The organism is Alkaliphilus oremlandii OhILAs (assembly GCF_000018325.1).
GTDB classification, from domain to species: domain Bacteria; phylum Bacillota; class Clostridia; order Peptostreptococcales; family Natronincolaceae; genus Alkaliphilus_B; species Alkaliphilus_B oremlandii.
In genome coordinates this window covers 554944-577820 of record NC_009922.1, presented here as the reverse complement: position 1 = coordinate 577820, position 22877 = coordinate 554944, and the positions used below count along the sequence as shown (strand labels likewise).

The window sequence follows — 22877 nt, the reverse complement described above, 5'->3', positions numbered from 1 at the left end:
CTAAAAGAAAGCTATAATATAACTCTATGAATAATTAAAATTCCAATCAAAAGAGCAGTAGCTCCTAGGGCTATGGTATCTTTTCCTGTCATTTTTAATTCCTTCATTCTCGTCCGATTGTCTCCGCCACGATAGCATCTTGCTTCCATGGCCATAGCAAGCTCGTCGGCTCTTCTAAAGGCACTGATGAATAAAGGCACCAGCAGTGGCACTAAACTTTTGGCTCTGCTGATAATGTTTCCACTTTCAAAGTCTGCACCACGAGCCATCTGCGCCTTCATGATCTTATCCGTTTCTTCCAATAGTGTCGGAATGAAACGCAGTGCAATGGTCATCATCATTGCCAACTCATGGGCAGGGACACCAATCTTCTTGAATGGATTTAATAAATTTTCAATACCATCCGTTAAGGAGATCGGTGATGTGGTCAAGGTTAATAAAGAAGTTCCCATAACCAATAGCATTAGCCGAATGGCCATAAAAAAGGCTTGGTAGACCCCTTCTGCGGTGACCTTAAGCGGACCCATAACAAAAATTGGCGTTCCTTGTGTCATAAAGATATTGATAACAAAGGTAATGATAATAATGACCTTTAAAGGTTTTAGACCTTTGATAATATATTTAAAGGGTATCTTAGATATATAAACAGCAGCAGCGATAAAGGCAACGACATACAGATAAGGAATGAAAGTATTAATAATAAATAGCCCAATGATCAAGGCAAAGGTAACGAGTATCTTTGTTCTTGGATCAAGCTTATGAATAGAGGATCCTGTTGGATAATATTGACCAATTGTGATATCTTTAAGCATCTTTATTACTCCTTATCCATTTTAAAATTTCTACCTTCGCTTCTTCTACTGTAAATATATCTTCCCTTATTTCTATTCCTTTTTCCTTTAAAGCTCGAATGAGGTAGCTGATCTGTGGAACGCCTAGACCGATGGATTCTAAGGTTTCAACTTCCTTAAATACCTCTCGAGGGGTGCCCAGTAGCGCAACCTTTCCTCTGTGCATCACCACAACACGGTCTACCAGCTTTGAAATATCTTCCATGCTATGGGATACCAATAGGATCGTATTCTTATATTTCTTATGCATGGTTTGTATTTCAGCTAATAGCTCATCTCTTGTTCTAGGATCTAATCCCGCTGTGGGCTCATCCAGTATTAAAACGTCTGGTTTCATAGCAAATACACCTGCGATGGCCACCCTTCTTCTTTGCCCACCACTGAGTTCGAATGGGGATCTATCCTTTAGCTCGTCGAAAGGTAGTTTTACAAGTTCCATGGCTTCCCTAACTCTCTCTTCGATTTCCTGCTCCGATAAACCAAGATTTTGAGGACCAAAGGCAATATCTTTGTATATGGTTTCTTCAAATAGCTGGTGCTCTGGATATTGGAAAACCAGTCCTACTTTTTTTCGAATATCCCGCAGCTTCACGGATTCATCTGTGATATCGATGCCACCGATCATTATTTTTCCTGAAGTCGGTTTAATGAGTCCATTTAGATGCTGTGTTAAAGTGGATTTACCGGAACCTGTATGACCGATCAATCCAATAAATTCTCCAGTATTAATTTCAAGATTCACATGATCTAAGGCCCTCGTTTCAAACGGACTTCCTGGGTTATATATATAGGTTAAATTTTCTATTTTAATTGACATAGTCTCATCACCATTTCATCAACAGTTAATATATCTTGAGGCAAATCAATGCCCTCTTTAATCAATTCGTTCGCTAAATCTGTCATTTGCGGAACGTCCAGCCCTAATGCCTTTAGTTCCTCTACTTTTGAAAATACTTCCTTTGGTTTTCCTTCGAGAACAATTTGACCTGCCTCCATTACGATAACTCGGTCGGCATGGACTGCTTCCTCCATAAAGTGTGTAATATGAACAATGGTGATATTTTCCTCTTTGTTTAACTTATGGATGGTCTTAATAACTTCTCGTCTACCAGATGGATCTAACATAGCAGTTGGTTCATCAAATATGATACAGTCCGGTCTCATGGCAATTACGCCAGCTATGGCGATTCTCTGCTTTTGTCCGCCAGATAATAGATGGGGCGCCTTCCCCCTATATTCCATCATGTCAACAATGCTCAGGGCCTCTTCCACCCTTTTTACGATTTCAACAGGAGGAATCCCTAGATTTTCTGGACCAAAAGCGATATCTTCTTCTACAATGGTTGCAACCAACTGGTTATCAGGATTTTGAAATACCATACCTGCTGTTTGTCGAATATCCCAGATATGCTCTTCATCCTTAGTGTTCAGCCCCTTCACAAAGACATCGCCCTCTGATGGTAGCAGCAGAGCATTCATATGCTTTGCTAATGTCGATTTACCTGAACCATTATGGCCGATCACAACAATGAACTCTCCTGGTTCTACGGATACGGTCACATCATTGAGTGCCAGCATAGTTTCATCCTCATTGTTTTTATATTGAAATTGTATATTATGTGCTTCTATTATTTTACCCATACCATGATCCCTTCTTTACTTTCTTATCATCATATCAAAATACAAGCAACTTATATTATAACTTATTTTCTGTCTGTTGACTACGATTTATGAAGAAGATGTATATAAATATTTGGCGTCCGTTACCTTTGACTGACTAACCAGTTTCTTTTAAAATAGAATTCTACTTTTCTTGGGTATGTTTCGCAGTCTCATTGCACACCAGTCGATAAAATTGGCATTCGTTGTGTTTGACCTACCATCAATTTATTGCTCCTTTCAGTCGCATAAATTGGGTTAGGTCATAAAAAAAACAGGGACTAAGCCTTTTTCACTTAATCCCTCCTGTCTATTTTTTTATCTTATACTAATTCAATGATTACCATTTCTGCAGCGTCGCCTCTTCTAGGTCCAAGCTTCATAATGCGTGTATATCCACCATTACGTTCTTGATATTTTGGCGCAATTTCATCAAATAAATTTTTCACTACAGTTTCTTCTGTTACAAAGCTAAGAACTTGTCTTCTAGCATGTAGATCGCCTCTCTTTGCAAGAGTGATCATTTTTTCTGCTAATCTTCTTGTTTCTTTCGCTCTTGTATCAGTAGTTTCAATTCTACCGTTCTTTAGTAAGCTCGTTACTAGGTTTCTAAGCATTAAGTTTCTATGAGCGCTTACACGTCCTAATTTACGATAATGTGCCATGTCTATCCCTCCTTACTACATCCTATTCATCGCTCGGTCTTAATCCAAGACCTAACTCTTCAAGCTTTTTCTGAACTTCTTCCAGTGATTTTCTTCCGAGGTTTCTAACTTTCATCATATCCTCTTCAGATTTCTGAGCAAGTTCATCCACTGTATTAATTCCTGCACGCTTCAGACAGTTGTAGGATCTTACGGAAAGATCCAGTTCTTCGATGGTCATTTCAAGAACCTTTTCTTTCTTATCCTCTTCCTTCTGAACCATAATTTCTACATCATTCACATGATCCGTTAATGTAATAAACAGGTTTAAATGTTCATTCATTATCTTTGCAGCTAGTGATATAGCTTCATCAGGTACAATACTACCATCAGTGAACACTTCAATAACCAATTTATCGTAGTCAGTAACTTGACCTACTCTAGTATTTTCAACATGGTAACTAACCTTTGTTACTGGAGTAAAAATTGAATCTATTGGAAGTACACCAATCGGCATTCCTGGTGTTTTGTTGTTTTCGGCTGGAACATATCCTCTACCTTTTGCGATGGTCAGTTCCATATTTAGAACTGCATCGGTATCTAAAGTAGCAATATGTGTGTCGGGGCTAAGAATTTCAACATCTGCATCTGCAATGATGTCGCCAGCAGTAATTACACCTTCGCCCTTTGCTTCTATACGAACCGTTTTAGGCTCATTTCCGTGCATACGAATAGACAAGCCTTTTAGATTAATAATAATCTCTGCAACATCTTCCTTTACACCTGGTATTGTAGAAAATTCATGTAGAACACCATCAATTTTTACAGATGTTACTGCGGCTCCAGGTAATGAAGAGAGCATGATCCTTCTTAGGGAGTTTCCTAAAGTAGTTCCATAGCCTCTTTCTAGTGGTTCAACTGTAAATTTACCATAGGTATTTTCCGCATTAATCTCTACGACCTCTACCTTTGGTTTTTCCATTTCAATTTCTATCATTGTTTTGAACCCTCCTTTAGCATTTTCTCTATTATATTGAGGGCAACTGATCCTATAAATTATTATTTAGAGTATAGCTCTACGATTAAGTTTTCTGCGATTTCTAAATCAATATCTTCTCTTGAAGGTAGTGCAACAACTTTTCCCTCTAATTTTTCTACATCTACTGTTAACCAGTTTGGAGTATTTCCTTTAGCATTTTCAGCTAAAGCTTTAAACTTAGCTGAAGACTTAGATTTCTCCGCAACAGCAATAGTATCTCCAGCACTTACTAAATATGAAGGGATATCTACTTTTTTACCGTTTACAGTAAAGTGTCCATGTACTACTAATTGTCTAGCTTCTGCTCTAGAAGAACCGAATCCTAGTCTATAAGCAACGTTATCTAAACGAGTTTCTAATAATCTTAATAGGTTTTCACCTGTAATACCTGCTTGCTTATCAGCAATTTCAAAGTATTTTCTGAATTGAGACTCAAGTACACCATAGAATCTCTTTGCTTTTTGCTTCTCTCTTAATTGAAGTCCGTAGTTAGAAAGTTTCTTTCTACTTTGTCCGTGTTGTCCTGGAGCATAAGTTCTCTTAGAGATTGCACATTTGTCTGTGTAGCATCTGTCGCCTTTTAAGTATAGTTTCATACCCTCTCTACGACATAATCTACATACTGCTTCTGTATATCTAGCCATTTATTTTACACCTCCCGATCTTCTAAACTCTTCTACGTTTTGGCGGTCTACAACCGTTATGTGGAATTGGAGTTACATCTTTAATAAGGTTAACTTCAAGTCCAGCAGCTTGTAGGGAACGAATTGCAGCTTCTCTACCAGCACCTGGTCCTTTAACGTAAACCTCAACAGTTTTTAATCCATGCTCCATAGCAGCTTTAGCAGCAGTTTCTGCAGCCATTTGAGCAGCATAAGGAGTAGATTTTCTTGAACCTTTGAATCCTAATTGTCCTGCACTCGCTTGAGAAAGTGCATTCCCTTGCATGTCAGTTAAAGTAATGATTGAGTTGTTAAATGTTGATTGAATATGAGCTTGGCCACGTTCAATATTTTTACGTTCTCTTCTACGAGTACGTGTAGTTCTTTTCTTAGCTACCTTTGCCATTCTTGCTGTACCTCCTTACCTACTATTTTTTCTTCTTACGACCTACAGTTTTCTTAGGACCTTTTCTAGTACGAGCATTTGTTTTTGTCTTTTGTCCTCTTACTGGTAATCCTTTGATATGTCTAATTCCTCTGTAACATCTAATTTCTTTTAAACGCTTGATATTTAAAGCGATTTCTCTTCTTAAATCACCTTCAACATGATGATCCGCGTCTATGATTCTTCTTAAATTGTTAACTTCTTCCTCTGTTAAATCCTTTATTCTTGTATCAGGGTTGATACCTGCAGCAGCTAATATATTGTTTGATGTTTTTCTACCGATACCAAAAATATATGTTAGGCCAACTTCAACTCTTTTATCTCTTGGCAAGTCAACACCAGCTATTCTAGCCATATTGATTTACACCTCCTAATTCATTTATGCCTCTTTAAAATATTCTTTTTCTACGAAACATTGAATAGTCAATGTTATTATTATTTTAAGCTATATATTTATAACAGCTTTAGGGAATCAGTTATAACTTTGTTATACTGACACAGCCGCTCCCGAAAGCGAATTACTACAATTTTGTATTATACTATAAAACAACTGAGATTTCCAGTAGTATTTAATAGTATTAACCTTGTTTTTGCTTGTGCTTAGGATTTTCGCAGATAACCATAACTCTGCCGCCTCTTTTAATGATTTTGCACTTTTCGCAAATTGGTTTTACCGATGGTCTAACCTTCATTGTTATCCCTCCTTGACTACTTCTTTCGCCATGTTATTCTACCACGAGATAAATCATATGGAGATAACTCTACAGTAACTTTGTCTCCAGGTAGAATCCTAATAAAATTCATTCTTAATTTTCCAGATATATGACCTAAAACCTCATGACCATTTTCTAGCGTAACAATGAACATCGCATTTGGTAATGCTTCTTTCACTACACCTTCTAATTCAATTACATCTTGTTTTGACATTAAGCAATCAAACCTCCATTTCTGCCCTAGGAATTAAAACCTAGCTTCTTCAGCTCTCTACGTACAAAGGCATCATTCACAACTTTATTATTTAAAATAGCTTCTCTCGTTTCCTCAGAAACTCTATTTACTTTAGCCACGTGTTTTATCTTTTTTTTCTTAGGCTGATCTACTTTTCTTAAAGAACCATCTACGATTAAGATATGTTCTTCATCCAGTCTGGCAAATACAATAAAATACTTACCTCGATCTCTTCCAGATTTCGATTGAACTATTTGCCCTATGTTGAAGTCAGTAAGTTCCATATAGTCACCTCTTTGCACAGCCTACAACAGTGTAAGAATCTCAGGTTCGTCATCTGTAATTGCTACAGTATGCTCGTAATGTGCTGAGTATTCACCATCTAATGTTACAACTGTCCAGCCGTCCGAAAGCACTTTAACTTCATAGGTTCCTATGTTAATCATTGGTTCAATTGCTAGAACCATACCTTCCTTTAATCTAGGACCTTTTCCCGGTGGCCCGTAGTTTGGAATTTGAGGTTCTTCGTGCATACTTGTACCGATTCCATGGCCTACATAGTTTCTAACTACTGAAAAACCCTTGCTTTCTACATAGGTTTGTATAGCATGGGATATATCGGATAATCTGTAGCCTAACTTAGCGAACTTAATTCCTTCATAGAAGCTTTGTCTCGTTACCTCTATGAGTTCTTCCGCTCGCGGACTGATTTTCCCAATGGCATGAGTTTTTGCAGAATCGCCATAATAACCTTTATAGAGTGCGCCGATATCTACGCTAAGAATATCGCCTTCTTCTAATCTTTTTAATCCAGGGATACCATGAACCACTTCATGATTAACGGAAGTACATGTGCTTGCTGGAAAACCTCCATATCCTTTAAATGCAGGGATTGCTCCTCTTTTAAGGATATGAGTTTCTACGATTTGGTCTAGTTCCATTGTAGTAATTCCAGGTTTAATTGCCTCTCTCACAAGTTCATGGGCTTCAGCGACGATTTTACCAGCCTCTCGCATTAATTCAATTTCCTGACGAGATTTTATATATATCATTATAAATCGCTCCCTAAAGAGGTCACAATATTTGCAAATACTTCGTTGATTTTTTTATCGCCATCTATAGTAACAAGTTTATTTTGGCTACTGTAATATTCTACTAAAGGCGTAGTCTCTGACAGATAAACTTCAATACGTCTCGTTACTGTTTCTTCATTATCGTCATCTCTTTGATAAAGCTCGCCACCACATTGGTCGCATAGCGCTCCCTTTGTAGATGGATTGTATTGAACATGGAATGTTGCACCGCATTCTCTACAGATTCGTCTTCCGACAGCTCTTTCTATTAGACGTTCTTTATCCACTTGAATATTGATTACTTTATCCAGTGATATATTCATATCTACTAATGCTTTGTCTAAAGCTTCAGCTTGCACAACTGTTCTTGGGAAACCATCCAATAGGAAGCCATTCTCACAATCCTCTTTTTTAAGTCTATCTTCTACAATTTCAACAACAACTTCGTCTGGAACTAAAAGTCCTTGATCCATGTAGCTTTTAGCTTTTTTCCCTAACTCCGTACCTTGCTTAATATTGTATCTGAAGATATCTCCAGTTGAAATATGAGGAATATGATATTTTTCAACAATTGATGCAGCTTGTGTTCCTTTTCCCGCTCCCGGGGGACCAAGTAAAATTAATCTCATTATACCATCTCCTGGCTAAGTGATAAGGATTAGAATCATGGGGATAGTGCCCCATGAGTCCTTATTTTAAGAATCCTTGGTAGTGTCTCATTAAGAGTTGTGCTTCTATTTGTTTCATTGTTTCTAAGGCAACCCCAACAATAATAATGATTGTTGTTCCTCCAAAGGATATTGGAATATGTGTTATGCCAAGAACAATTGTAGGAACAATGGTTATGATTGCTAAGAACACTGCTCCTGATAAAGTGATTCTTGTTAGAATCTTATTGATATAATCTGCTGTAGGCTTACCTGGTCTGATACCTGGTATAAATCCACCATTTTGCTTCATATTGTTGGATATTTCTACAGGATTAAATGTAATTGCAGTATAGAAATAAGTAAAGAATATGATTAATACTGCACTTAAAAGGTTATATATAAACACTCCTGGCATACCAGTTGGTGATAACCAAGTGTTTAAGAATTTAGCAAATCCACCTTCGGAGCCTATAAAGTAAGCAATTGTATGTGGAAACTGTAAAAGTGACATTGCAAAGATTACTGGCATAACTCCAGATTGATTCACTTTTAAAGGAATATGTGAACTTTGTCCGCCATACATTTTTCTACCAACAACTCTTTTGGCATATTGCACTGGAATTTTTCTTGTTCCTGCTTCAATAGCTACTACTGCAACGATCATAGCGATTGCTATCACAATAAACAGAATAATAGCTAAAGGATTTATTTGGCCTGCTTTCGTTAATGCAAATGTAGTGAACAGTGAGCTTGGTAGAGACGCAATAATACCAGCGAAAATAAGAAGTGAAATACCATTTCCAATTCCTTTTTCTGTAATCTGCTCTCCTAGCCACATTAAGAATGCAGTACCCGCAGTTAATGTAAGAATTACTACAATAATACTAAATGTATCTTGGTTGATTAGTGCGCCTCTGAAAAGACCAACACTGATACCAGTAGCTTGTATTAAAGCTAGTATAATCGTAGCATATCTTTGATATTGAGCGATTTTTTTGCTACCTTCTTCGCCTTCCTTCGCCAGTGCTTCTAAGCTAGGGATTGCGATGGTTAGCAATTGCATAATGATTGAGGATGTAATGTATGGTGAAATGCTTAGTGCAAAAATCGTCATATTACCAAAGGCTCCTCCAGAAACTAGGTCGAAGAATGAAAGTAATCCAGCATTATTCACAATGCTCTTTACATAATTAATATCTACACCTGGTACTGGAATAACAGATCCTAGCCGAAATATGGCTAGCATCATGAATGTGTATAGGATTTTCCTACGTAAATCTGGGATTTTCCAAGCATTTTTTAAGGTTTGGATCACCTTACATCACCTCTGCCTTTCCTCCAGCAGCTTCAATCTTCTCTATAGCAGACTTAGTAAATTTCTGTGCTTGTACAGTTAAGCTTTTTTCTAAGTTGCCATTACCTAGAATCTTGATTCCGTCTTTTTCTATTTTTTTGATAACGCCAGTTTCTTTTAAAAGCTCTGCTGTAACTACAGTTCCATTTTCGAAAGCATTTAATCTATCAATATTAATTTCATTGTAAACATTTGCGAATATGTTAGTAAATCCACGTTTTGGTAATCTTCTGTAAAGAGGCATTTGTCCTCCCTCAAAACCCGGTCTTACTCCACCGCCACTACGCGCTTTTTGACCATTTGATCCACGACCAGCAGTTTTTCCAAGACCGCTTGCAGTACCTCTACCTTTTCTTTTTCTGTCTCTAACGGCACCTTCTGCAGGTCTAAGTTCATGTAGTTTCATAATCTACACCTCCTCAGTTTATATTTCCTTTACTTCTACTAAATGTTGTACTACGTCTATCATCCCTCTAAGTTGAGGAGTCATTTCTTTTTCAGTCACTTGACCTATTTTCTTAAGGCCTAAAGCTTCAACTGTTTTTCTTTGATTAGGCTTTGTACCAATCACACTTTTTGTTAGTTTTATACTTACCTTTGCCATAGTATCTTCCCTCCTAACCTAAGAGTTCTTCTACGGACTTACCTCTTAGTTTCGCTACTTCTTCAGCTCTCTTTAACTGGCTTAATCCATTAATTGCTGCATTTACCATGTTCTTAGCATTGTTTGTTCCTAAAGATTTTGCTCTAACATCTTTGAAACCAGCTAATTCTAATACAGTACGTACTGGTCCACCAGCAATGATTCCTGTACCTTCTTTTGCAGGCATGATTAGAACATTACCAGCACCAAATATTCCAATTGTCTCGTGAGGAACAGTAGTCCCAACAATTGGCACATGAATAAGGTTCTTCTTAGCGTCTTCAATTCCTTTTCTTATCGCATCAGGAATCTCCATAGCTTTACCGGAACCAACTCCAACATAACCGTTTTCATCTCCAACGATAACTAGGGCTGAAAATCTAAAGTTTCTACCACCTTTTACAACCTTTGTAACACGTTTTATATCAACAACCTGCTCTTTTAATTCAAGCTGGCTAGCATCGATTCGCTTGTTGTGCATTGCTTTCCCTCCTTCTTATTAAAACTTAAGCCCAGCTTCTCTAGCACCTTCAGCTAAAGCTTGTATTCTACCATGATAAATATTTCCACCACGGTCAAATGTTACTGTATCGATTCCTTTTTCTAAAGCTCTTTTTCCAACTAATTGGCCAACTAATTTAGCAGCTTCTGCATTTCCAGTTGCGCTCACTTGATCTTTAATTTCTTTGTCTAAAGATGAAGCGGCAACTAGTGTTTTTCCAGCCACATCGTCAATTAATTGAACATAGATGTTTGTTAAGCTTCTGTATACATTTAATCTTGGACGCTCAGGAGTTCCAGTAATTTTATTACGAACTCTTTGATGTCTAGATAATCTGTTCGCGTTTTTGCTCACTTTTTTAAACACCGTGTTTCACTCCTTTCTCTTACTTACCTGTCTTACCTACTTTACGTCTAATTACCTCATTAGCGTATTTAACTCCCTTACCTTTGTATGGCTCAGGTTTTCTTAATTCTCTAATTTTAGCAGCGTAGTTTCCTACAACTTGCTTATTGATTCCTTTAACAAAGATTTCAGTTTGAGAAGGAACTTCTACAGTGATCCCTTCTGGATCAACCATTTCAATTGGATGAGAGAAACCAAGAGTTAATACAAGCTTATCTCCTTGCTTGTTTGCTCTATATCCAACACCTACTAATTCTAATTTCTTTTCGTAACCCTTTGTTACACCTTCTACCATGTTAGAAAGTAGAGTTCTTGTTAAACCATGTAATGATTTATGTTTTTTGTTATCAGTAGGTCTTACAACGTTAATTACGTTTTCTTCAATTTTTATTTCCATATCTTTGCTTAATTGTTGTTCTAAAGTACCTTTTGGTCCTTTTACAACAGCAAAGTTCTTTTCATCTATTTTAACTTCAACACCTTGCGGTATTTCAATTGGTCTTAACCCTATTCTTGACATATTCGCACCTCCTTGTAAGTTGATTGCTATTACCAGATGTAAGCAATAACCTCTCCGCCAACGCCTTCTTTTCTAGCTACTTTATCAGTAATAATTCCTCTTGAAGTGGAGATGATTGCAATTCCTAATCCACCTAATACTCTAGGAATCTCATCCTTCTTTGCATACACTCTTAATCCAGGTTTAGATATTTTCTTGATACCTGTGATTACTTTTTCTTTGTTTTTTCCGTACTTTAATTGCATTCTAATAATGCCTTGTTTACCGTCTTCGATTACATCGAATCCTTTTATGAATCCTTCTTCAAGAAGAATGTTTGCGATTTCTTTCTTCATGTTTGAAGCAGGAATATCAATTGTCTCATGTTTTGCCATATTACCATTTCTTATACGAGTCAGCATATCCGCTATTGGATCTGTCATTGTCATATCGTAACCCTCCTTCCTTAACTTTACCAGCTTGCTTTTTTAACACCTGGTATTTGACCTTTATAGGCTAATTCTCTGAAACAAATACGGCAAATGCCAAATTTTCTTAAATAAGCATGTGGTCTACCACAAATTTTACATCTACTGTATTCTCTTGTTTGGTATTTCTGTGTTCTTTGTTGTTTTACCTTAAGAGACGTTTTTGCCACATTTTTCCCTCCTTACTTTGCAAAAGGCATACCCATTAGTTTTAATAATTCCCGACTTTCTTCGTCTGTTTTTGCAGTTGTTACGAAGATGATGTCCATTCCATGCAATTTTTCCACTTTATCGTATTCGATCTCTGGGAAAATTAATTGCTCTTTAATACCTAAAGCATAGTTTCCTCTACCGTCAAAGGCGTTAGGATTTACACCTCTAAAGTCTCTTACCCTTGGAAGAGCAATGTTTAGTAGTCTGTCTGCAAACTCATACATTTTTTCTCCTCTTAAAGTTACTTTAGCGCCGATTGGCATTCCTTGACGAAGTTTAAAGTTAGCAACAGATTTCTTTGCTCTTGTAACAACAGGCTTTTGTCCAGTAATGATTCCTAGTTCTTTAACCGCTGCTTCAAGTCCTTTTGGATTGTCCTTAGAATCACCAAGGCCCATATTTACTACTATTTTCTCTATTTTTGGAATCTCCATTACGCTTTTATATCCGAACTTCTCCATCATAGCAGGAGCAACTTCACTTTTGTACATATCTTTAAGTCTAGCCATTCTCAAGCGTACCTCCTTTCATATATCCTTAATCAATTACTTCTCCGGTCTTTTTACTTACTCTTACTTTTTTACCGTTCTCTAATTTATATCCTACTCTAACACCTTGGTTCGCTTTTTTATCCCAAATCATTACATTAGAAGCATCGATTGCAGCTTCTTGCTCGATTCTTCCACCTTGTTGCATTTGTTGATTAGGTTTTTGATGCTTAGTCACCATAGCTACACCTTCAACAATAACTCTGTTTTTCTTAGGAAGTACTTGAAGTACTTTTCCCTTCTTACCTTTATCTTTTCCAGTGATTACTACTACTGTATCGCCTTTCTTAACGTGCACTTTAAAACACCTCCTCGACTATAGTACTTCCGGAGCTAATGAAACTATTTTCATAAAGTTCTTATCTCTAAGTTCTCTGGCTACAGGTCCAAATATACGTGTTCCAGTAGGTTGCTTGTCGTCTTTGATTATAACAGCAGCATTCTCATCAAACTTAATATAGCTTCCATCTTTTCTTCTTGTAGTGTTTGTAGTTCTTACTACTACAGCTTTTACAACTTGTCCTTTTTTAACAACTCCGCCTGGTGTTGCACTTTTAACCGAACAAACGATTACATCGCCGATATGAGCGTACTTTCTTCTTGTTCCACCTAATACACGAATACAAAGTAATTCTTTTGCTCCAGAGTTATCCGCAACTTTAAGACGTGATTCTTGTTGTATCATGACAATACCTCCCTTCGCTACTTATCCTACTTAGCTTTTTCTACAATTTGAACTAATCTCCATCTCTTATCTTTAGATAAAGGCTTAGTTTCCATAATTCTTACACGATCCCCAATTCTACACTCATTCATCTCGTCATGAGCTTTGAATTTTTTTGTTCTTTTAACAGCTTTTCCATACAGTGGATGACGAACAAAATCTTCTACTAAAACAGTGATTGTTTTATCCATTTTGTCACTTACAACTCGACCTACTCTTGTCTTTCTAAGATTTCTTTCCACGAGATTGGCCTCCCTTCCTTGTGAACTTTATATATTACGCTCTTGCCTGCTTTAATTCATTTTCCCTAATGATTGTCTTAGCTCTAGCAATATCCTTACGAACATTTCTAATTCTCAAAGGGTTTTCAAGCTGGCCTGTTGCTAATTGAAAACGTAAATTAAATAATTCACCTTTTAATTCTGCTAGCCTTTGATCTAATTCAGCATTAGTCATATCTCTCATTTCTTTAGTTTTCATTAGCTTCACCACCCTTTACTTCTTGATCTTCACGTGTTACAAATTTACATTTGATTGGAAGTTTATGCATAGCTAGTCTCATCGCTTCTCTTGCTCTCTCTTCAGAAACTCCTGAAAGTTCGAACATAACTCTTCCTGGTTTTACAACTGCTACCCAATATTCTGGTGAACCTTTACCGGCACCCATACGAGTTTCAGCTGGTTTTTTAGTAACTGGTTTGTGAGGGAAAATTTTAATCCAAACTTTACCCCCTCTTTTAATATATCTTGTCATCGCAATACGCGCTGCTTCAATTTGATTTGAAGTAATCCATGCAGGCTCCATTGCCATTAAGCCATATTCGCCATAAGAAATTGTATTTCCTTTATGGGCTTGACCTCTCATTTTTCCTCTATGCACTCTTCTACGTTTCACTCTTTTAGGCATTAACATGAACTATTCCTCCTTCCCGAAAGGCATTCCACTTATTTCGCTTCTCTTTTCTTGCCTCTTGTGTTCTTTTCAACATTTCCAACTACTTCTTCATTGTTAGAAGCTACTCTACCTTTAGTAGGAAGTACTTCTCCTTTGTATATCCAAACTTTAATTCCTAGCTTACCGTAAGTTGTATCTGCCTCAGCAAATCCATAATTGATATCCGCTCTTAATGTTTGAAGTGGTACGTTTCCTTGGCTATATCCTTCAGTACGAGCCATCTCTGCTCCACCAAGTCTTCCAGAAGTAGCCACCTTAATACCTTTTGCTCCTGATTTCATTGCTCTTTGCATTACTTGCTTCATTGCTCTTCTGAAGGAAACCCTTCTTTCAAGTTGGAACGCAACGTTTTCAGCAACTAATTGAGCATCTGTTTCTGGGCGTTTTACCTCGATAACATTTACTGCAACATTTTTCTTGCTGATTTTCTCGATATCTTTTCTTAGATCTTCAACGCCTTGACCACCTTTACCAATAACCATTCCTGGCTTAGCAGTATGAACGTTTACTTTCACTTTATTGTTAGCCGCTCTCTCTATTTCAATTCTAGAAACACCAGATAAGAAAAGCTTCTTTTTAACGAATTTACGGATTTCATTATCTTCCACTAAAAGATCTCCGAAGTCTCTCTTGTTGGCATACCATTTCGTATCCCAATCCTTGATGATACCAACACGCAATCCATGTGGATTTACTTTTTGACCCATTCTTTTCCCTCCTTAACTTTATTTTTCCTTCAGTACAACCTCGATATGACTCGTTCTTTTTCTAATAGTTGTTGCACGACCCATAGCTCTTGGTCTAAATCTCTTCATTGTTGGCCCTTGGTTTGCATAGATCTCAGAAATATATAAACGATCTATGTCCATGCCATTATTGTTTTCAGCATTTGCCACAGCAGATTTTACTAACTTCTCAACAATTGGCGCAGCTGCTTTTGGAGTATATTTTAGAATTGCTAATGCTTCGTCAACCTTCTTACCTCTAACAAGGTCAACTACTTGTTGTGCTTTTCTAGGTGCGATTCTTACGTACCTAACGATTGCTTTTGCTTCCACAACAACTACCTCCTTCCTTATAAAAATCTAATTATTTTCTCTTTGTTGTTTTTTCGTTGTCGTCATGTCCTCTGTAAGTTCTTGTTAAAGCGAACTCTCCTAGTTTATGACCTACCATATCTTCAGTAACATATACCGGAACGTGTTTTCTTCCGTCATGAACAGCGATTGTATGACCGATCATTTGTGGGAAAATTGTGGACGCTCTAGACCATGTCTTAATTACCTTTTTTTCGTTTTTAGCGTTCATCTCTTCTATTTTTTTAAGAAGTCCTTGGTGAATAAAAGGTCCTTTTTTAAGTGATCTACTCATTGCTCTTTTCCTCCCTTCAATAGCTTACCTTTTTAGGATCTTATCCTATTTCTTTCTTCTAGATACAATCATTTTATTTGAAGCTTTCTTACTATCACGAGTTTTATATCCAAGAGCTGGTTTACCCCATGGCGTAACAGGAGCTGGTCGTCCAATTGATGTTCTACCTTCTCCACCACCGTGTGGATGGTCATTCGGGTTCATTGCAGATCCTCTAACTGTAGGTCTGATACCCATGTTTCTCTTACGTCCTGCTTTACCAATTGTAATGTTTTCGTGTTCTTGGTTTCCTACTTGACCAATTGTAGCTTTACAATCAATCGGAAGATATCTTACCTCTGTGGATGGAAGTCTTACAAGTGCATGTTTTCCTTCCTTTGCCATTAATTGTGCTGAGTTTCCAGCTGCTCTAACAAGCTGTGCACCTTTACCTGGCTTCATTTCGATATTGTGAATCATTGTACCAACTGGAATATTTGCTAAAGGTAAAGCATTTCCTGTTTTAATATCCGCATTTGGTCCAGATTCCACCATATCCCCAACTTTTAATCCTTGAGGTGCTATGATATATCTTTTCTCACCATCAACATAGTGCAATAACGCGATGTTCGCACTTCTGTTTGGATCGTACTCTATTGTTGCAACCTTTGCAGGTACACCATCTTTATTTCTTTTAAAGTCTATAATTCTATAGTGTCTTTTTTGTGCGCCACCTCTATGACGTACAGTAATTCTACCATATGAGTTTCTACCACCGCTGTTTTTAATTGGTTCTAATAATGACTTTTCTGGTTGATTCGTAGTTATTTCTTCAAAAGTAGAAACAGTCATTTGTCTTTTAGCAGGTGAAGTAGGTTTTAACTTTCTTATAGCCATTTCGTTTCCCTCCTTCTTATTTCAAATCGGCTAATTACATACCTTCGAAGAATTCGATTTCTTTGCTGTCCGGTCTTAATGTTACAATAGCCTTTTTCCAATCAGCACGTTTTCCTTCTTTTGCGCCCATTCTTTTTACTTTACCAATCATATTCATTGTGTTTACTTTTTCAACTTTTACGCCAAACACTGCTTCAACAGCTTGCTTTACTTGGATTTTATTTGCTTTTTTGTTTACAGCAAAAGTATACTTTTTGCTTGCCATATCATCCATACTGTTTTCAGTAATTATTGGTTTTATAATGATATCATGTGGATTTGTCATTATGCGTACACCTCCTCCACTTTTTGAACAGCATCTTTTGTGATAATTAATTTATCATACTTTAATATATCATACACATTAATTGTGTTCACTAGTGCTGTTTGTACTCCTTGAATATTGTTTGCAGATTTGATAACAGCCTCACTCTTCTCACCCATTACGATAAGAGCTTTCTTATCCACATTTAAGTTTTTAAGGATGTTTACCATTTCCTTTGTTTTTGGAGCATCTAATTTTAATTCATCTAATACGATTAGCTCATTGCTGTTTACTTTTGAAGTAAGAGCAGATTTAAGTGCTAATCTTCTAACTTTCTTTGGTATTGTGTAGCTGTAATCTCTTGGTTTTGGAGCAAATACGATACCTCCACCAACCCATAGTGGTGAACGGATACTTCCTACACGGGCTCTACCTGTTCCTTTTTGCTTCCAAGGTTTTCTACCGCCACCTCTTACCTCAGCTCTTGTCTTTGCTGATTGAGTACCTTGTCTTCTATTTGCTAATTGGTTTTTTACAACCTCATACATTGCATGTTCATTTACTTCTACTCCGAACACGTTTTCACTTAGTTCAATTTCACTAACTTGTTGTCCTGAAACATTATATATAGCTACTTTAGGCATTTTACATCCTCCTTTCTCTTACTAGATTATTTACCTTGCTTTATACTAGTATTAATTGTTAATAGTCCCTTCTTTGGACCTGGTACTGCACCTTTTACAATTAATAAGTTTCTCTCTACATCAACCTTAACAACTTCAAGGTTTTGGATTGTTACATTTTCATGACCCATATGTCCTGCAAGCTTTTTACCCTTAAATACTCTTGAAGGATAAGATGCAGCACCCATAGATCCAGGACCTCTGTGGTATCTAGAACCGTGAGCCATTGGTCCTCTGCTTTGGTTATGTCTCTTGATAACCCCTTGGAATCCTTTACCTTTAGATACACCAGAAATATCTACTTTGTCTCCTGCTTTGAAAAGATCTGCTTTTAATTCTTGTCCAGCAGTGAAACCTTCTGTACTTTCTAATCTAAATTCTTGTAAAGATCTCTTTGGTGTTACTCCTGCTTTATCAAAATGGCCTTTGCTTGGCTTATTAACATTTCTCTCGTTAATTTGACCGTATCCAACTTGGATTGCGTTATAACCATCTTTTTCTATTGTTTTTACTTGTGTTACTGCGTTTGCTTCTACTTCAATTACTGTTACTGGTATTACTAAGCCTGTTTCATCGAACATCTGTGTCATACCAATTTTTCTTCCTACTAAACCTTTCATATCTACACCTCCTATTAATCTTACAGCGGATTAGCCATGCCAATCATTCTAAGATAGGATGAATCAACATCTCTTTATCTTAGCTCTTTCGAGTTTATAATTTGATTTCAATGTCAACTCCTGCAGGTAAATCTAATCTCATTAATGCATCTACAGTTTTTGGAGTTGGGTTTAAAATATCAATTAATCTCTTATGTGTTCTCATTTCAAACTGCTCTCTAGAATCTTTGTATTTGTGAACAGCTCTTAGAATAGTGATAATTTGTTTTTCAGTTGGTAGTGGAACTGGACCTGAAACTTCTGCACCACTTTTCTTAGCAGTTTCAACAATTTTTTCAGCAGATTGATCTAATGCCATATGATCATATGCTTTTAATCTGATTCTAATTTTTTGATTGTTCTTAGCCATTTAATTTCCCTCCTTCTCATCGCACGTGATTTCCTTGACGTACGACTCAGACCCACGATACACTGTCCCGGGTGTGTTGCATTTATAAAACAGGACAATTAGGTCTTGTCGCCCGATTCTTTGATCTAGACATGCTCTGTGAAAATTTCCCCTTTGGGCAACCTTCCACTTCATCGCCATTTAACACACTAATATAGTTTATAATATAATGGTGTAAGTTTCAAGCTTTTTTTTATATTTTTTTCTATATTTTTTTATAAATAATGCAAGTTTAGAAGAAGAGTTCCCCCTTCTTCTAAACTTGTAAAATATATCAGCTATTTAATTACTCGATGATAGAAGCAACTACGCCGGATCCTACTGTTCTTCCACCTTCACGAATCGCAAATCTTAGTCCTTCTTCTATTGCGATTGGGTGAATTAAGTCGATTTCCATTGTTACGTTATCTCCTGGCATTACCATTTCCATTCCGTCTGGTAACTTTGTTGCACCTGTTACGTCTGTTGTTCTAAAGTAGAATTGTGGTCTGTATCCATCGAAGAATGGTGTATGTCTTCCACCTTCTTCTTTCTTTAATACGTATACCTCTGCCTTGAACTTTGTATGTGGTTTGATTGTTCCTGGCTTACATAATACTTGTCCTCTTTGGATCTCTGTTCTTTGGATTCCTCTTAATAGTAATCCTACGTTATCTCCTGCTTGCGCTTGGTCTAATAACTTTCTGAACATCTCTACTCCTGTTACTACAATCTTTCTTGAATCTTCTTGAAGTCCTACTAACTCAACTTCGTCTTGTACCTTGATGATTCCTCTTTCTACTCTTCCTGTTGCTACTGTTCCTCTACCTGTAATTGAGAATACGTCCTCTACTGGCATTAGGAATGATTTGTCTATTGCTCTTGTTGGTTCAGGAATATATGTGTCGATATGCTCGAATAATTCTACGATCTTATCTCCCCATGGGCCTGCTGGATCATTTAATGCTTGTAATGCTGATCCTCTTACGATTGGTGTATCGTCTCCTGGGAATTCATACTCGTTTAATAGATCTCTTACTTCCATCTCTACTAACTCTAATAATTCTTCGTCATCTACCATATCACATTTGTTTAAGAATACTACGATGTATGGTACACCTACTTGTCTTGATAATAGGATATGCTCTCTTGTTTGTGGCATTGGACCATCTGCTGCTGAACATACTAGGATTGCTCCGTCCATTTGTGCTGCTCCTGTGATCATGTTCTTTACGTAGTCCGCGTGACCTGGGCAGTCTACGTGTGCGTAGTGTCTGTTTGGTGTTTCGTACTCTACGTGAGATGTTGAAATTGTGATTCCTCTTTCTCTTTCTTCTGGAGCTTTATCGATTTTATCGAATGCTACTGCTGCTCCTGTTCCATATCTTGTGTTTAATGTATTTGTGATTGCTGCTGTTAATGTTGTTTTTCCATGGTCTACGTGTCCAATTGTTCCAATGTTTACATGGGGTTTACTTCTGTCGAATTTTTCCTTTGCCATTTTGCTGCCTCCTTAATTATACATTTAATTTTATATACTGTATCAGTATTTATTAAGTAAATCATATCTGTTTTGGAATAGCAGAAGAGATTTCCTGCTATTCCATATAGATATTCATACTATTTGCTAGCTGTAATTTTTTCAGCAATACTTGCAGGTACTGCTTCATAATGATCAAAGTGCATTGAGTAAGTTGCACGACCTTGTGTCTTAGAACGAAGGTCTGTCGCATATCCAAACATTTCAGATAGCGGAACGTATGCGTTGATAACTTGCATTCCGTTTGATCTTGCTTCCATACCTTCAATCTTACCACGTCTTGAGTTCAGGTCACCAATAACCTCGCCCATATAATCTTCTGGTGTAGTAACTTCAACCTTCATATAAGGCTCAAGCAATACTGCCTTACCTTTTCTCATACCATCTTTGAATGCCATAGAACCAGCAATCTTGAAGGCCATTTCAGAAGAGTCAACATCATGGTAAGAACCATCATATAACTCAACTCTAACGTCAACAACTTCATATCCTCCAAGAACACCTGCTTGCATAGCACCTTGGATACCAGCATCAACAGCTGGGATATATTCCTTAGGAATAGTTCCACCAACCACTTGGTTAGCAAACTCATAACCTTTACCTGGCTCTTGAGGAATAACACGGATTTTAACATGACCGTATTGTCCACGTCCACCAGATTGGCGAGCGTATTTGCATTCAACTTCAACCGCTTGAGTGATTGTTTCTTTGTATGCAACCTGAGGTTTACCAACATTCGCTTCAACCTTGAATTCTCTTAGAAGTCGATCTACGATAATTTCTAAGTGAAGCTCTCCCATACCAGCGATGATGGTTTGACCAGTTTCTTCATCAGTATAAGTCTTAAAGGTAGGATCCTCTTCAGCAAGTTTTTGTAGTGCAATGCCCATTTTTTCTTGACCAGCTTTTGTTTTCGGTTCTACCGCAACGTGAATAACTGGCTCTGGGAATACCATAGACTCAAGAATTACAACGTGATCAGGATCACATAATGTATCTCCTGTTGTTGTATCTTTAAGACCTACTGCAGCCGCTATATCTCCTGCATATACAGTAGAGACTTCTTCTCTTGTATTCGCATGCATTTGTAGAATACGCCCAATTCTCTCTCTCTTACCCTTTGTAGAATTTAATACGTGAGAACCAGCATCAAGTACTCCTGAGTAAACTCTGAAAAAAGCTAACTTTCCAACATAAGGGTCAGCCATGATCTTAAATGCTAAAGCAGAGAATGGCTCATTATCGTCAGAATGTCTTTCAACTTCTTCTTCATCATCTGGAGTAATTCCTTTAATAGCAGGTATATCTAGCGGAGATGGCATATAAGCAACTACTGCATCAAGCAATAATTGTACGCCTTTATTTTTGTAAGAAGATCCACATATAACTGGTGTAAATTGTACATTAACTGTACCTCTTCTAATACCAGCTACGATTTCTTCTTCTGTTAACTCCTCACCCTCTAGATATTTCATCATTAACTCTTCGTCAGTTTCAGCAGCTGCTTCCACTAACTTCTCTCTGTACTCTCGAGCTAATTCTTTCATATCTTCAGGAATTTCTGTGGTTTCCATATCTTGACCTAAATCATCTTTGTAGATAACAGCGTTCATTTTAATAAGGTCAACAATACCCACAAAAGTATCCTCTTTACCGATTGGTAATTGTAGAGGAACTGGATTTGTTCCTAGTCTATCCTTAATCATACCAATTGTTTGGTAGAAGTCTGCACCTAGAATATCCATTTTGTTAATGAATGCCATTCTAGGTACTCTGTACTTATCAGCTTGTCTCCAAACTGTTTCAGACTGAGGTTGAACCCCACCCTTTGCACAGAATACAGCCACAGATCCATCTAGTACCCTTAGGGAACGCTCTACCTCTACAGTAAAGTCCACGTGTCCTGGTGTATCTATGATGTTAACCTTATGTTCTTTCCACTGACAAGTTGTAGCAGCAGAGGTAATTGTGATACCTCTTTCTTTTTCCTGTTCCATCCAGTCCATTTGAGCTCCACCCTCATGAGTTTCTGCTACTTTACGGATTTTTCCAGCATAGAATAGGATTCTTTCAGTAGTTGTTGTTTTTCCGGCGTCAATATGCGCCATTATACCAATATTTCTTGTTTTTTCTAGGGATATCTGCCTTGGCACAGTAATCCTCCTCTCATGCAAATCTGCAGTATACGAACCTTACACAGATAGCATTTAAAAATGCTTTTTCAAGCATTTTTTTACCATCTGTAGTGTGCAAAGGCTTTGTTTGCTTCTGCCATTTTGTGTGTATCTTCTTTCTTTTTAACAGTTGCTCCTGTACTGTTAGAAGCATCTATAATTTCCTTCGCTAGTTTTTCAACCATACCTTTTTCGCCTCTAGCTCTTGTATAGTTTACCAACCATCTGATTCCTAATGTCTGTCTTCTATCAGATCGAACCTCTACTGGTACTTGGTAGTTTGCTCCACCAACACGTCTTGCCTTTACTTCTAATACAGGCATGATGTTGTTCATAGCTTTCTCAAATACCTCTAGAGCGTCTTCACCTGTTCTTTCATTTATTAATGCTAAAGCATCATAAACGATTTTTTGTGCAACACCTTTTTTTCCATCTAACATAATACCATTGATTAATTTACTGATAACTTTACTACCGTAAATTGGATCAGGTAACACTTCTCTTTTAGGTACGCTTCCTTTTCTTGGCACGTTTCTTCCCTCCTCAATATAATAGAGTTGTTCATCGGTACTCGATAGCA

Annotated in this window: 38 protein-coding genes; all 38 read right to left on the bottom strand. The window is 37.3% G+C overall.

The window, feature by feature from the left end:
* Nucleotides 1–11: 11 nt before the first annotated feature.
* Nucleotides 12–812 carry an energy-coupling factor transporter transmembrane component T family protein gene (locus CLOS_RS02720; protein WP_012158401.1) on the bottom strand — a complete coding sequence of 267 codons (801 nt, stop codon included), beginning with the start codon at nt 810–812 and terminating at the stop codon, nt 12–14.
* A complete protein-coding gene (locus CLOS_RS02715; RefSeq protein WP_012158400.1) occupies nt 805–1668 on the bottom strand; it encodes an energy-coupling factor transporter ATPase in 864 nt (287 codons plus the stop codon). The genes CLOS_RS02720 and CLOS_RS02715 overlap by 8 nt, the downstream gene beginning before the upstream one ends.
* Nucleotides 1653–2492, bottom strand: a complete 840-nt coding sequence (locus CLOS_RS02710) for an energy-coupling factor transporter ATPase (RefSeq protein WP_012158399.1) — start codon at nt 2490–2492, stop codon at nt 1653–1655. The genes CLOS_RS02715 and CLOS_RS02710 overlap by 16 nt, the downstream gene beginning before the upstream one ends.
* A gap of 341 nt (nt 2493–2833) precedes the next feature.
* The gene (rplQ, locus tag CLOS_RS02705) at nt 2834–3175 is read right to left on the bottom strand and encodes a 50S ribosomal protein L17 (RefSeq protein ID WP_012158398.1); all 342 of its coding nucleotides are present in this window, start codon (nt 3173–3175) and stop codon (nt 2834–2836) included.
* A gap of 22 nt (nt 3176–3197) precedes the next feature.
* Nucleotides 3198–4151, bottom strand: a complete 954-nt coding sequence (locus CLOS_RS02700) for a DNA-directed RNA polymerase subunit alpha (RefSeq protein ID WP_012158397.1) — start codon at nt 4149–4151, stop codon at nt 3198–3200.
* Nucleotides 4152–4213: 62 nt separating this feature from the next.
* On the bottom strand, nt 4214–4837 hold the full coding sequence (gene rpsD, locus CLOS_RS02695) for a 30S ribosomal protein S4 (protein WP_012158396.1): 624 nt from the start codon (nt 4835–4837) through the stop codon (nt 4214–4216).
* 22 nt (nt 4838–4859) lie between these two features.
* Nucleotides 4860–5261: a 30S ribosomal protein S11 gene (gene rpsK / locus CLOS_RS02690; protein ID WP_012158395.1), complete on the bottom strand. Its 402-nt coding sequence runs from the start codon at nt 5259–5261 to the stop codon at nt 4860–4862.
* Nucleotides 5262–5283: 22 nt separating this feature from the next.
* Nucleotides 5284–5655: a 30S ribosomal protein S13 gene (gene rpsM, locus CLOS_RS02685; RefSeq protein ID WP_012158394.1), complete on the bottom strand. Its 372-nt coding sequence runs from the start codon at nt 5653–5655 to the stop codon at nt 5284–5286.
* 223 nt (nt 5656–5878) lie between these two features.
* A complete protein-coding gene (rpmJ, locus tag CLOS_RS02680; protein ID WP_012158393.1) occupies nt 5879–5992 on the bottom strand; it encodes a 50S ribosomal protein L36 in 114 nt (37 codons plus the stop codon).
* Between the two features lie 16 nt (nt 5993–6008).
* Entirely contained in the window at nt 6009–6227 is a 219-nt protein-coding gene (infA, locus tag CLOS_RS02675) for a translation initiation factor IF-1 (protein ID WP_012158392.1), read from the bottom strand.
* A 26-nt stretch (nt 6228–6253) separates the two neighbouring features.
* Nucleotides 6254–6532, bottom strand: coding sequence for a KOW domain-containing RNA-binding protein (locus CLOS_RS02670; RefSeq protein ID WP_012158391.1), 279 nt, complete (start codon nt 6530–6532; stop codon nt 6254–6256).
* Between the two features lie 21 nt (nt 6533–6553).
* Complete coding sequence (map, locus tag CLOS_RS02665) at nt 6554–7300, bottom strand: type I methionyl aminopeptidase (protein ID WP_012158390.1); 747 nt, start codon at nt 7298–7300, stop codon at nt 6554–6556.
* Nucleotides 7300–7950 carry an adenylate kinase gene (locus tag CLOS_RS02660; RefSeq protein WP_012158389.1) on the bottom strand — a complete coding sequence of 217 codons (651 nt, stop codon included), beginning with the start codon at nt 7948–7950 and terminating at the stop codon, nt 7300–7302. Before CLOS_RS02660 ends, map begins: the two co-directional genes overlap by 1 nt.
* 61 nt (nt 7951–8011) lie before the next feature.
* A complete protein-coding gene (gene secY / locus CLOS_RS02655; RefSeq protein ID WP_012158388.1) occupies nt 8012–9286 on the bottom strand; it encodes a preprotein translocase subunit SecY in 1275 nt (424 codons plus the stop codon).
* Nucleotide 9287: 1 nt separating this feature from the next.
* A complete protein-coding gene (gene rplO / locus CLOS_RS02650; RefSeq protein ID WP_012158387.1) occupies nt 9288–9731 on the bottom strand; it encodes a 50S ribosomal protein L15 in 444 nt (147 codons plus the stop codon).
* 18 nt (nt 9732–9749) lie between these two features.
* A complete protein-coding gene (gene rpmD, locus CLOS_RS02645; protein ID WP_012158386.1) occupies nt 9750–9929 on the bottom strand; it encodes a 50S ribosomal protein L30 in 180 nt (59 codons plus the stop codon).
* Nucleotides 9930–9942: 13 nt separating this feature from the next.
* On the bottom strand, nt 9943–10449 hold the full coding sequence (gene rpsE, locus CLOS_RS02640; protein ID WP_012158385.1) for a 30S ribosomal protein S5: 507 nt from the start codon (nt 10447–10449) through the stop codon (nt 9943–9945).
* 18 nt (nt 10450–10467) lie between these two features.
* Entirely contained in the window at nt 10468–10836 is a 369-nt protein-coding gene (gene rplR, locus CLOS_RS02635; RefSeq protein ID WP_012158384.1) for a 50S ribosomal protein L18, read from the bottom strand.
* A gap of 19 nt (nt 10837–10855) precedes the next feature.
* On the bottom strand, nt 10856–11395 hold the full coding sequence (rplF, locus tag CLOS_RS02630; RefSeq protein ID WP_012158383.1) for a 50S ribosomal protein L6: 540 nt from the start codon (nt 11393–11395) through the stop codon (nt 10856–10858).
* A 29-nt stretch (nt 11396–11424) separates the two neighbouring features.
* Nucleotides 11425–11823, bottom strand: coding sequence for a 30S ribosomal protein S8 (gene rpsH, locus CLOS_RS02625; protein WP_012158382.1), 399 nt, complete (start codon nt 11821–11823; stop codon nt 11425–11427).
* Between the two features lie 23 nt (nt 11824–11846).
* Entirely contained in the window at nt 11847–12032 is a 186-nt protein-coding gene (locus CLOS_RS02620; protein ID WP_012158381.1) for a type Z 30S ribosomal protein S14, read from the bottom strand.
* A 12-nt stretch (nt 12033–12044) separates the two neighbouring features.
* Nucleotides 12045–12584, bottom strand: a complete 540-nt coding sequence (gene rplE / locus CLOS_RS02615) for a 50S ribosomal protein L5 (protein ID WP_012158380.1) — start codon at nt 12582–12584, stop codon at nt 12045–12047.
* A 28-nt stretch (nt 12585–12612) separates the two neighbouring features.
* Nucleotides 12613–12921 (bottom strand): 50S ribosomal protein L24, encoded by a 309-nt coding sequence (rplX, locus tag CLOS_RS02610; RefSeq protein WP_012158379.1) that lies wholly within the window; start codon nt 12919–12921, stop codon nt 12613–12615.
* 18 nt (nt 12922–12939) lie between these two features.
* Nucleotides 12940–13308 (bottom strand): 50S ribosomal protein L14, encoded by a 369-nt coding sequence (gene rplN / locus CLOS_RS02605; RefSeq protein ID WP_012158378.1) that lies wholly within the window; start codon nt 13306–13308, stop codon nt 12940–12942.
* Between the two features lie 26 nt (nt 13309–13334).
* Nucleotides 13335–13589, bottom strand: a complete 255-nt coding sequence (gene rpsQ / locus CLOS_RS02600; RefSeq protein WP_012158377.1) for a 30S ribosomal protein S17 — start codon at nt 13587–13589, stop codon at nt 13335–13337.
* Nucleotides 13590–13623: 34 nt separating this feature from the next.
* The gene (rpmC, locus tag CLOS_RS02595) at nt 13624–13827 is read right to left on the bottom strand and encodes a 50S ribosomal protein L29 (RefSeq protein ID WP_012158376.1); all 204 of its coding nucleotides are present in this window, start codon (nt 13825–13827) and stop codon (nt 13624–13626) included.
* Nucleotides 13817–14260, bottom strand: coding sequence for a 50S ribosomal protein L16 (rplP, locus tag CLOS_RS02590; protein ID WP_012158375.1), 444 nt, complete (start codon nt 14258–14260; stop codon nt 13817–13819). Before rplP ends, rpmC begins: the two co-directional genes overlap by 11 nt.
* A 32-nt stretch (nt 14261–14292) precedes the next feature.
* Nucleotides 14293–15009 (bottom strand): 30S ribosomal protein S3, encoded by a 717-nt coding sequence (rpsC, locus tag CLOS_RS02585; protein ID WP_012158374.1) that lies wholly within the window; start codon nt 15007–15009, stop codon nt 14293–14295.
* Nucleotides 15010–15027: 18 nt separating this feature from the next.
* Nucleotides 15028–15360: a 50S ribosomal protein L22 gene (gene rplV / locus CLOS_RS02580; protein ID WP_012158373.1), complete on the bottom strand. Its 333-nt coding sequence runs from the start codon at nt 15358–15360 to the stop codon at nt 15028–15030.
* 31 nt (nt 15361–15391) lie between these two features.
* Nucleotides 15392–15673, bottom strand: a complete 282-nt coding sequence (gene rpsS / locus CLOS_RS02575; protein WP_012158372.1) for a 30S ribosomal protein S19 — start codon at nt 15671–15673, stop codon at nt 15392–15394.
* A 45-nt stretch (nt 15674–15718) separates the two neighbouring features.
* Nucleotides 15719–16549 (bottom strand): 50S ribosomal protein L2, encoded by an 831-nt coding sequence (rplB, locus tag CLOS_RS02570; RefSeq protein ID WP_012158371.1) that lies wholly within the window; start codon nt 16547–16549, stop codon nt 15719–15721.
* 34 nt (nt 16550–16583) lie between these two features.
* Nucleotides 16584–16874, bottom strand: a complete 291-nt coding sequence (gene rplW, locus CLOS_RS02565; protein WP_012158370.1) for a 50S ribosomal protein L23 — start codon at nt 16872–16874, stop codon at nt 16584–16586.
* Entirely contained in the window at nt 16874–17497 is a 624-nt protein-coding gene (gene rplD, locus CLOS_RS02560) for a 50S ribosomal protein L4 (protein ID WP_012158369.1), read from the bottom strand. Before rplD ends, rplW begins: the two co-directional genes overlap by 1 nt.
* Before the next feature lie 26 nt (nt 17498–17523).
* On the bottom strand, nt 17524–18156 hold the full coding sequence (gene rplC, locus CLOS_RS02555) for a 50S ribosomal protein L3 (RefSeq protein WP_012158368.1): 633 nt from the start codon (nt 18154–18156) through the stop codon (nt 17524–17526).
* A gap of 94 nt (nt 18157–18250) precedes the next feature.
* A complete protein-coding gene (gene rpsJ, locus CLOS_RS02550) occupies nt 18251–18565 on the bottom strand; it encodes a 30S ribosomal protein S10 (protein ID WP_012158367.1) in 315 nt (104 codons plus the stop codon).
* Nucleotides 18566–18890: 325 nt separating this feature from the next.
* Nucleotides 18891–20084, bottom strand: a complete 1194-nt coding sequence (gene tuf / locus CLOS_RS02545; RefSeq protein ID WP_012158353.1) for an elongation factor Tu — start codon at nt 20082–20084, stop codon at nt 18891–18893.
* A gap of 119 nt (nt 20085–20203) precedes the next feature.
* Nucleotides 20204–22276 (bottom strand): elongation factor G, encoded by a 2073-nt coding sequence (gene fusA / locus CLOS_RS02540; protein WP_012158366.1) that lies wholly within the window; start codon nt 22274–22276, stop codon nt 20204–20206.
* Between the two features lie 80 nt (nt 22277–22356).
* Entirely contained in the window at nt 22357–22827 is a 471-nt protein-coding gene (gene rpsG, locus CLOS_RS02535) for a 30S ribosomal protein S7 (RefSeq protein ID WP_012158365.1), read from the bottom strand.
* Nucleotides 22828–22877: the final 50 nt, after the last annotated feature.

Excerpts from the sequence above, each read along its gene's own strand:
- CLOS_RS02720 (WP_012158401.1), bottom strand. The coding sequence starts at position 812 with ATGCTTAAAGATATCACAATTGGTCAATATTATCCAACAGGATCCTCT.
- CLOS_RS02715 (WP_012158400.1), bottom strand. The coding sequence starts at position 1,668 with ATGTCAATTAAAATAGAAAATTTAACCTATATATATAACCCAGGAAGT.
- CLOS_RS02710 (WP_012158399.1), bottom strand. The coding sequence starts at position 2,492 with ATGGGTAAAATAATAGAAGCACATAATATACAATTTCAATATAAAAAC.
- rplQ (WP_012158398.1), bottom strand. The coding sequence starts at position 3,175 with ATGGCACATTATCGTAAATTAGGACGTGTAAGCGCTCATAGAAACTTA.
- CLOS_RS02700 (WP_012158397.1), bottom strand. The coding sequence starts at position 4,151 with ATGATAGAAATTGAAATGGAAAAACCAAAGGTAGAGGTCGTAGAGATT.
- rpsD (WP_012158396.1), bottom strand. The coding sequence starts at position 4,837 with ATGGCTAGATATACAGAAGCAGTATGTAGATTATGTCGTAGAGAGGGT.
- rpsK (WP_012158395.1), bottom strand. The coding sequence starts at position 5,261 with ATGGCAAAGGTAGCTAAGAAAAGAACTACACGTACTCGTAGAAGAGAA.
- rpsM (WP_012158394.1), bottom strand. The coding sequence starts at position 5,655 with ATGGCTAGAATAGCTGGTGTTGACTTGCCAAGAGATAAAAGAGTTGAA.
- rpmJ (WP_012158393.1), bottom strand. The coding sequence starts at position 5,992 with ATGAAGGTTAGACCATCGGTAAAACCAATTTGCGAAAAGTGCAAAATC.
- infA (WP_012158392.1), bottom strand. The coding sequence starts at position 6,227 with ATGTCAAAACAAGATGTAATTGAATTAGAAGGTGTAGTGAAAGAAGCA.
- CLOS_RS02670 (WP_012158391.1), bottom strand. The coding sequence starts at position 6,532 with ATGGAACTTACTGACTTCAACATAGGGCAAATAGTTCAATCGAAATCT.
- map (WP_012158390.1), bottom strand. The coding sequence starts at position 7,300 with ATGATATATATAAAATCTCGTCAGGAAATTGAATTAATGCGAGAGGCT.
- CLOS_RS02660 (WP_012158389.1), bottom strand. The coding sequence starts at position 7,950 with ATGAGATTAATTTTACTTGGTCCCCCGGGAGCGGGAAAAGGAACACAA.
- rplO (WP_012158387.1), bottom strand. The coding sequence starts at position 9,731 with ATGAAACTACATGAACTTAGACCTGCAGAAGGTGCCGTTAGAGACAGA.
- rpmD (WP_012158386.1), bottom strand. The coding sequence starts at position 9,929 with ATGGCAAAGGTAAGTATAAAACTAACAAAAAGTGTGATTGGTACAAAG.
- rpsE (WP_012158385.1), bottom strand. The coding sequence starts at position 10,449 with ATGCACAACAAGCGAATCGATGCTAGCCAGCTTGAATTAAAAGAGCAG.
- rplF (WP_012158383.1), bottom strand. The coding sequence starts at position 11,395 with ATGTCAAGAATAGGGTTAAGACCAATTGAAATACCGCAAGGTGTTGAA.
- rpsH (WP_012158382.1), bottom strand. The coding sequence starts at position 11,823 with ATGACAATGACAGATCCAATAGCGGATATGCTGACTCGTATAAGAAAT.
- rplE (WP_012158380.1), bottom strand. The coding sequence starts at position 12,584 with ATGGCTAGACTTAAAGATATGTACAAAAGTGAAGTTGCTCCTGCTATG.
- rplN (WP_012158378.1), bottom strand. The coding sequence starts at position 13,308 with ATGATACAACAAGAATCACGTCTTAAAGTTGCGGATAACTCTGGAGCA.
- rpmC (WP_012158376.1), bottom strand. The coding sequence starts at position 13,827 with ATGAAAACTAAAGAAATGAGAGATATGACTAATGCTGAATTAGATCAA.
- rplP (WP_012158375.1), bottom strand. The coding sequence starts at position 14,260 with ATGTTAATGCCTAAAAGAGTGAAACGTAGAAGAGTGCATAGAGGAAAA.
- rpsC (WP_012158374.1), bottom strand. The coding sequence starts at position 15,009 with ATGGGTCAAAAAGTAAATCCACATGGATTGCGTGTTGGTATCATCAAG.
- rpsS (WP_012158372.1), bottom strand. The coding sequence starts at position 15,673 with ATGAGTAGATCACTTAAAAAAGGACCTTTTATTCACCAAGGACTTCTT.
- rplB (WP_012158371.1), bottom strand. The coding sequence starts at position 16,549 with ATGGCTATAAGAAAGTTAAAACCTACTTCACCTGCTAAAAGACAAATG.
- rplW (WP_012158370.1), bottom strand. The coding sequence starts at position 16,874 with ATGACAAATCCACATGATATCATTATAAAACCAATAATTACTGAAAAC.
- rplD (WP_012158369.1), bottom strand. The coding sequence starts at position 17,497 with ATGCCTAAAGTAGCTATATATAATGTTTCAGGACAACAAGTTAGTGAA.
- rplC (WP_012158368.1), bottom strand. The coding sequence starts at position 18,156 with ATGAAAGGTTTAGTAGGAAGAAAAATTGGTATGACACAGATGTTCGAT.
- rpsJ (WP_012158367.1), bottom strand. The coding sequence starts at position 18,565 with ATGGCTAAGAACAATCAAAAAATTAGAATCAGATTAAAAGCATATGAT.
- tuf (WP_012158353.1), bottom strand. The coding sequence starts at position 20,084 with ATGGCAAAGGAAAAATTCGACAGAAGTAAACCCCATGTAAACATTGGA.